1 protein-coding gene is annotated in these 410 nt (G+C 65.1%); it reads left to right on the forward strand.

What is annotated here, in order from left to right; translation table 11 throughout:
• Positions 1 to 410, forward strand: a 410-nt coding sequence (locus tag ACLD7X_RS19335) for an Ig-like domain-containing protein (RefSeq protein WP_411425298.1), incomplete at both ends; no start/stop codon positions are given.

The following is a 410-nucleotide window of genomic DNA, read 5'->3' on the forward strand; positions in this document are numbered from 1 at the left end:
GAAAACATCCTGAACATCAGCACCTTCCTGGCCAATGACTTTGACCTCGAGGACGATGTCTTTGTCCTTCAGGGGGTGCATTCCGTCACCAACGGCACGCTGGTCTTTGACAGCCAGACGGGCGAGATCCGCTTTACGGCCGAGGCGCTGGGCGAGGCGAGCTTCCAGTACGACCTGCTGGATGCCCGCGGTGCCGAGGCGACGATCACCGTCCGGCTGACGGTGATCCCGCTGAACGACCCGCCCGTCGCCCGCGACGACCGCGGCTTCACCACGCTGGAAGACACGGTGATCGTGATCGATCCGGCGGACCTGCTGGCCAATGACAGCGACCCGAACGGCGACGTGCTGGTGCTGTCGGGGCTGGACCGGTTCCCCGAGAACGGGCGCGTGTCGCTGAACGAGGACGG

It is taken from the genome of Aphanothece microscopica RSMan92 (assembly GCF_046613545.2).
In the GTDB taxonomy this organism is placed as follows: domain Bacteria; phylum Cyanobacteriota; class Cyanobacteriia; order PCC-6307; family Cyanobiaceae; genus NIES-981.